Source organism: Pseudomonadota bacterium, assembly GCA_018817425.1.
In the GTDB taxonomy this organism is placed as follows: domain Bacteria; phylum Desulfobacterota; class Desulfobacteria; order Desulfobacterales; family RPRI01; genus RPRI01.
On the sequence record JAHITX010000063.1, the window covers coordinates 75544 to 81543 of the forward strand.

General features: G+C 43.8%; 5 protein-coding genes. 3 read left to right on the forward strand and 2 right to left on the reverse strand.

What is annotated here, in order from left to right; translation table 11 throughout:
• The first annotated feature begins 17 nt into the window (after positions 1–17).
• The 3 genes from KKC46_11250 to KKC46_11260 all read left to right on the forward strand — a co-directional run bounded on the left by KKC46_11250 (position 18) and on the right by KKC46_11260 (position 3267).
• Positions 18–296 carry a hypothetical protein gene (locus tag KKC46_11250; protein MBU1054390.1) on the forward strand — a complete coding sequence of 93 codons (279 nt, stop codon included), beginning with the start codon at positions 18–20 and terminating at the stop codon, positions 294–296.
• A 481-nt stretch (positions 297–777) separates the two neighbouring features.
• Positions 778–2241: a hypothetical protein gene (locus KKC46_11255; GenBank protein MBU1054391.1), complete on the forward strand. Its 1464-nt coding sequence runs from the start codon at positions 778–780 to the stop codon at positions 2239–2241.
• 135 nt (positions 2242–2376) lie between these two features.
• Positions 2377–3267, forward strand: a complete 891-nt coding sequence (locus tag KKC46_11260) for a hypothetical protein (protein ID MBU1054392.1) — start codon at positions 2377–2379, stop codon at positions 3265–3267.
• Between the two features lie 10 nt (positions 3268–3277).
• Here the strand turns inward: KKC46_11260 and KKC46_11265 are convergent, their stop codons facing one another.
• Both KKC46_11265 and KKC46_11270 read right to left on the reverse strand, forming a co-directional pair.
• Positions 3278–3982 carry a ubiquinone/menaquinone biosynthesis methyltransferase gene (locus tag KKC46_11265; protein MBU1054393.1) on the reverse strand — a complete coding sequence of 235 codons (705 nt, stop codon included), beginning with the start codon at positions 3980–3982 and terminating at the stop codon, positions 3278–3280.
• Between the two features lie 7 nt (positions 3983–3989).
• Entirely contained in the window at positions 3990–5576 is a 1587-nt protein-coding gene (locus KKC46_11270) for a peptide chain release factor 3 (protein ID MBU1054394.1), read from the reverse strand.
• Positions 5577–6000: the final 424 nt, after the last annotated feature.

The following is a 6000-nucleotide window of genomic DNA, read 5'->3' on the forward strand; positions in this document are numbered from 1 at the left end:
ATATTGAAGGAGATATAATGTGTTTCAAAACCTTTAGAGATCGCTTTTTGCTTATTTTTGCAGTCCTTTTTTCATTCCTGACCGCCGGGGTAAGCCCGGCCGGTGCGGCTGACCAGTTGTTGGTCAACCGAAGCTTTGAGGAATTACCTCTCGGGACCGGTTGGTATTTTTCAGACGGAGCAGGCGCCGACCACATAAAAACCGAAGACTCCGGCATCAGCCCCTATTCGGGTAACTACATGTGGCATGCGGGCAACACTTTCGAGTCCACCGTCTCCCAAGGACATCAACCTTAAAGCGTTAGGATACGAATCTTACCGGCTTAACACCGGTGGCTACTATGTGCGATACGGCGGTTATGACCGCAGCGGAGGTTATGATGATGTTTTGATCTCCTTGTATCAGAAAAACGCCGATAATTCTGCCAATGGCGATTCAAATCTGGGATTGCAATCAGACACTGATTGGATCTGTCGCTCCGGGATGGCCCGCCTGAATCAGTATACTACAAAACTGACCTTTCAGGTAAAAGGCGAACATAAAGAGGGTACCAACAACAACACCTACTTTGACATGGGCCATCTTATAATTTATGAGTCGGACATCTGGAACTGGGGCAACAACAGTCATGATCACTTTGGAACCGGGGACTGGGATTTAGCTTCTAACGATTTGAGGATAGGCGACAATGGTATTGGAGGTATGCACATCACAAACGGCGCGGCGGTGTCCAATGGGAATGGCAATGTGGGCTATGGATCGGGTTCCAACGGCACGGTGACGGTGGATGGAGCGGGTTCAAGCTGGATCAATTCTAATGATTTGAACGTAGGTAAAAGTGGAACCGGAACCCTGAACATAACAAACGGCGCTGCGGTTTCCAATATTGATGGCAATGTGGGCTATAATCCGGGTTCCAAAGGCACGGTAACTGTGGATGGAGCGGGTTCAAGCTGGACCAATTCTAATCATTTGTACGTAGGTAAAAATGGAACCGGAACCCTGAACATAACAAACGGCGCTGTGGTTTCCAATAATGATGGCAATGTGGGCTATTATTGGAGTTCCAAAGGCACGGTAACAGTAGATGGTGTGGGTTCAAGCTGGTGCAATTCCAATGACTTGTATGTGAGCTATATTTGGAGCGGAACCCTGAACGTGAACAATGGGGGTATCGTGTCCAATATAGACGGCTTTGTGGGCTATGATACAGGCTCCAACGGCACGGTAACTGTAGACGGTGTGGGCTCAGGCTGGACCAATTCCGAATCAATATACGTTGGCGGAAGTTCAACCAATGCCGGAGGCACCGGTACCCTGAACATTTTCAACAAAGGTCGTGTGGAAGTGGCAGGGACCTTGAAAATATGGGACCAGGGGCAGGTAAACCTTGATGGTGGTGAACTGCGGGTAAGCGCTCTTCCCACCGGTCCCGGTGTCTTTAACTGGACTTCAGGCCGGCTGGCCCTGACTGAAAGCGGTGTGATAGAAAACACGATCCTGGGAAGCAATAAAATTTTTGAAATAGGCCAAAACGCCAAACTGACCATGCAGGCCGGCACTTCCTTTGTCTCCACCGGCGGGGAGCTTGATTTCGGGGCCAACAGCGAGCTGGAAATAACCGGCGGCCTTTTAAACCATGTCTTCCACCAGCTTAATCTTGCTCAGGGAGGCCGCATTACCGGCCGGGGACAAATCTTCACAGGTGAGGAGGGTCTGAACCTTGGTCAGGGTGGGTCGTTGATCGGTACGGAAACCGGCCTCAAACTCTGGGGAGATCTTTACGGCTCCGGCAGTGTGAGTAACACCACCATTCTCGGAGATGTTTACGTGGGCAACAGTCCCGGCACCATTGAGATGACAGATGTAGACTTATCAGGCAGCACCCTGTACATGGAGCTGGCCGGAAACGGCCTGGCCGGTATTGATTATGACCGGATCATCTTCAATGGAGACATAGATTTAACCGGTATTGTGCTGAAAATTATTCTCTCGGACGGTTTTACGCCAGAACTCGACGATACCTTTGCTCTTTTTGATTTTGGAAACGCCTTGGTCTCCGGCCGGTTTGCCGACATCTTGCTGCCGGGTCTTGATTCCGGATTATTCTGGAACACCGACGAACTTTATAACCTGGGCTCCCTGGAAGTATCATCTACTGTACCCCTGCCCTCCGCCATCTGGCTCTTTGGCTCAGCGCTGATTGGACTGGTAGGGGTAAGGAGAAAGTTTGAAAAATAAACTCAAAAAATTCAAACTGTGGTTTTAATAGTGGGGATTGGAGACAGACTTAAGGAAAACACCATAAACTGTCAGAGCACGAGTATTGTTTTGGTTTTTAATAAATAAAGTATAGATACTAAGGGGAGAGATCAAATGAATAAAAGAATTTTGATTGTTGCAAGTTTTATTATATTTCTGGCGATTCCTTTTTCAGCTTTTGGTTCAACTTCATTCGAAAATATTGTGGCCTTTGGCGACAGCTTGACGGATAATGGCAAGTATCCAACTGAAAGGAATACATATCTCAATGATGTCCATGGGTTTGGATATTTTACAGATGGGGCCGTATGGGTGGAAACACTTACCAGTACCATGGGTAGTAGTACCCTTTACGACCATGCATATGGTGGTGCAACAACAAGCTATGATAATCCTAAAGCCTTTGGTTCATTAATCTATGGTCTTCAGTGGCAGCTGGAGAATGCGTATCCTTCCGTCGGCGGGAATGACACCCTTTTTACTGTATGGGCCGGCGCCAATGATTTTTTTCAGGTAAGAGATTTTTCACTCGCAGCAACAAATATAGTGACCGCACTGGGCAAATTAAAAGAGAACGGGGCTCAAAACATACTTGTTCCGAATCTTCCCGACCTTGGCATGACACCTGGATTTTATAATAATACAGACCCAAATGTCACAACTGCCCAGGCCAGTGCATGGACTCAGGGTTTTAACAATCAACTCCATAGTGGCTTGCAGGCGTTTGCAGGTGAAAATTCATCTATGAATATCTATTTTTTAGATGTATATGCTCTGTTTTCCGATTTATTGCTCATGGATAATGGGGAAATCAACCCTGTTTATTTGAGTTCGTTATTCTATGACGATTTTCATCCAAACAGTATAGGGCATACAATATTGGCAGCCGAGGCTTATAACGTATTACAGTCCGGCCCCATGTCTGCGCCAATACCTGGAGCAGTATGGTTGCTTGGTTCGGGTTTTCTTGGATTTGCAGGATTAAGAAGAAAACAAAAAAAATAGCCAACAGCTTCTACTTAGAAGGGCTGGTGCCGCATAAGATTGAAATTGTGCCGAACATGAATTTGCGAAACCTTATATTTTCAAGCCCGGCATCTTTCATTATCAAAGATAGTTCTTCCGGTGATTTGAACGCCTCAGTGCTTGCTGTAAGGTATTTATAAGCATTTTTATCCCCGGCAAAAATAAGGCCAAGAAGAGGAATTATAAGTTTTAAATAAAGCAAAATAAAAGGACGAAGAAGGTTATGCGGTGGCGGCGATGTATCAAGACATACAACTTTTCCGCCCGGTTTTGCTATACGCATCTGCTCTGCAAATGCGCGATGAATATCAGTTACATTTCTGATTAAATAGCCTGATGTGACTGCATCAAAAACGGAATCAGGGAAGGGAAGGTTTAAGGCATCAGCACAGCACCATGAAATATTATCATTTTGCTCTTTTCCGCAAAGCATCATTTCTAAAGTAAAATCAGCGCCGAACGCTTTAATGCCTTTATTTGATAAAAGAGCTTCGTGCAGAATCTTACCGGTTCCGGTGCCTACATCAAGAATAAGTGCATTTGGCTTAAGAGAAGCTTCTTTTACAACATATTTTCTCCATGATTTGTCCCTGCCAAAAGTCATAATAGTATTTAAGAGATCATAGCGGCCGGAAATATTTTTAAACATTGTACGAATATTGCCGGCTTTATTTTTATCTGAATTATCTGCCATGATTGTATCAATCCTGCTCTCTTGTTTTTAAAAATGAGATATCGGGCCATTGTTTCATTTCATAATCCAAAGCCCATTCATTGCGGGCAAGAAATGTCAGGTGGCCTCCGGCATCAATAGCAAGGTTGTTTTTGTTTTCCAGTTCAAATTGTTCAAGCTTTTTTCTATCATCACACTCAATCCAGCGGGCTCTTTTGTAATCAATGGGTTCTGTTATCGCATCAGCCCCGTATTCGTCTTTTAAACGGGCCATTGTAACATCAAATTGCAGTACGCCTACCGCTCCAAGAATATATCCGCTTCCGGTAATAGGCTTGAAATACTGAACTGCTCCTTCTTCGGAGAGCTGGGTCAGTCCTTTTTGAAGCTGCTTGTTTTTTATGGGGTTTAAAAGGCGTACACGACGGAAAAATTCAGGAGCGAAATTTGGGATGCCGGTAAATTTAAGAGGTTCTTTTTCAGTCAAAGTATCCCCGATTTTTATTTTACCGTGGTTATGCAAGCCTATTATATCTCCCGGATATGCTTCTTCGACATTGGCCCTGTCTTGTGCCATGAATATGGTAGCATTTGACAGAGTCATTTCCTTGCCTGAATGGTGGTGGATTACCTTCATTCCGCGTGTAAACTTTCCTGAACATATTCTGACAAAAGCGATACGATCTCTATGGGCAGGGTCCATGTTTGCCTGAATTTTAAATACAAACCCGGCAAAAGAATCTTCGTAAGGTGAAACGGTTCGCGAAAGAGTATCCCTTGGTTGTGGAGCCGGCGCCATTTCTACAAATGCATCAAGAAGTTCTTTTACACCAAAATTATTTACAGCGCTTCCGAAAAATACAGGGCTCTGGTTGGCCTTCAGATAATGTTCATAATCAAAAGGAGTGGATGCTACGTTTAACAGATCAATATCTTCTCTTAACCTGTTTGCATCACTTCCAAGCATTTCATCAAGCCTTGGGTCAAGAAGGTCTGTTATTGTTATTCCTTCAGTAGTTCTAGTGGTTTTTCCGGGTGTGAAAAGGTTAAGTTCTTTTTTGAGTAGATTATATACTCCCTTAAAATTTTTCCCCATACCTATGGGCCATGATAAAGGGGCGCATTCGATCTGGAGTCTGTCTTCAATATCTGCGAGAAGATCAAGGGGCGTAAGGCCGTCTCTGTCAAGCTTATTTATGAAAGTTATGATGGGAGTATTTCGCATTCTGCATACTTCCATCAGCTTTATTGTCTGAGGTTCAACTCCCTTTGCACTGTCAATAACCATAAGAGCGCTGTCTACAGCCGTAAGTACTCTGTATGTATCTTCGGAAAAATCCTGGTGCCCGGGTGTATCAAGCAGATTGATTTCGAAATCATTATAGTTAAACTTCATAACAGAAGTTGTTACCGATATGCCTCTGTCTTTTTCGATAGACATCCAGTCGCTTGTAGCATGACGGGATGCTTTGCGTGCTTTTATTGCTCCGGCAAGTTGTATTGCGCCTCCGAAAAGGAGAAGCTTTTCGGTAAGTGTTGTTTTACCGGCATCCGGATGACTTATAATACCAAAAGTGCGCCGCTTATCTACTTCTTTTTTATGCTGTTTGTTCATAAAAATTATTTTATAACCTTATAAAGTCGTAAAAAGATTCCGATGTTTATTATTGAACATGCTGGATGGAAGGTTTTTTAATATTTATCGCAGGATTTTATACCTTGAATATGGTTTAAACAAATAAAAAAGGCATCTCATTATTAGTTGTTGCATATGGACATTTGAATAAACTTAAAAACCAACTTCATCAGGTTAGCAAGACATCCACATTTATTGACGTGTTGCAGCCGAATTTTGAACGTACCTTATCATCAGCACAAAAAATAACTTTTTTCAAAACACTGAGCCACTTTCAAAACGTTTCAGTTTGGTCAAGCTCAAGGCGGGCGAAAATTTCAACCGCAGGAATACATTGAGTATTTCGAGGATTGAAATTTGAGCCCAACGCAGAGATCGGCCAAAATGGGGCGTTTTGAAACTG

Bases quoted from the DNA above. Each gene is read 5' to 3' on its own strand.
- KKC46_11265 (MBU1054393.1), bottom strand. From the start codon at position 3,982: ATGGCAGATAATTCAGATAAAAATAAAGCCGGCAATATTCGTACAATG.
- KKC46_11260 (MBU1054392.1), top strand. From the start codon at position 2,377: ATGAATAAAAGAATTTTGATTGTTGCAAGTTTTATTATATTTCTGGCG.
- KKC46_11250 (MBU1054390.1), top strand. From the start codon at position 18: ATGTGTTTCAAAACCTTTAGAGATCGCTTTTTGCTTATTTTTGCAGTC.
- KKC46_11270 (MBU1054394.1), bottom strand. From the start codon at position 5,576: ATGAACAAACAGCATAAAAAAGAAGTAGATAAGCGGCGCACTTTTGGT.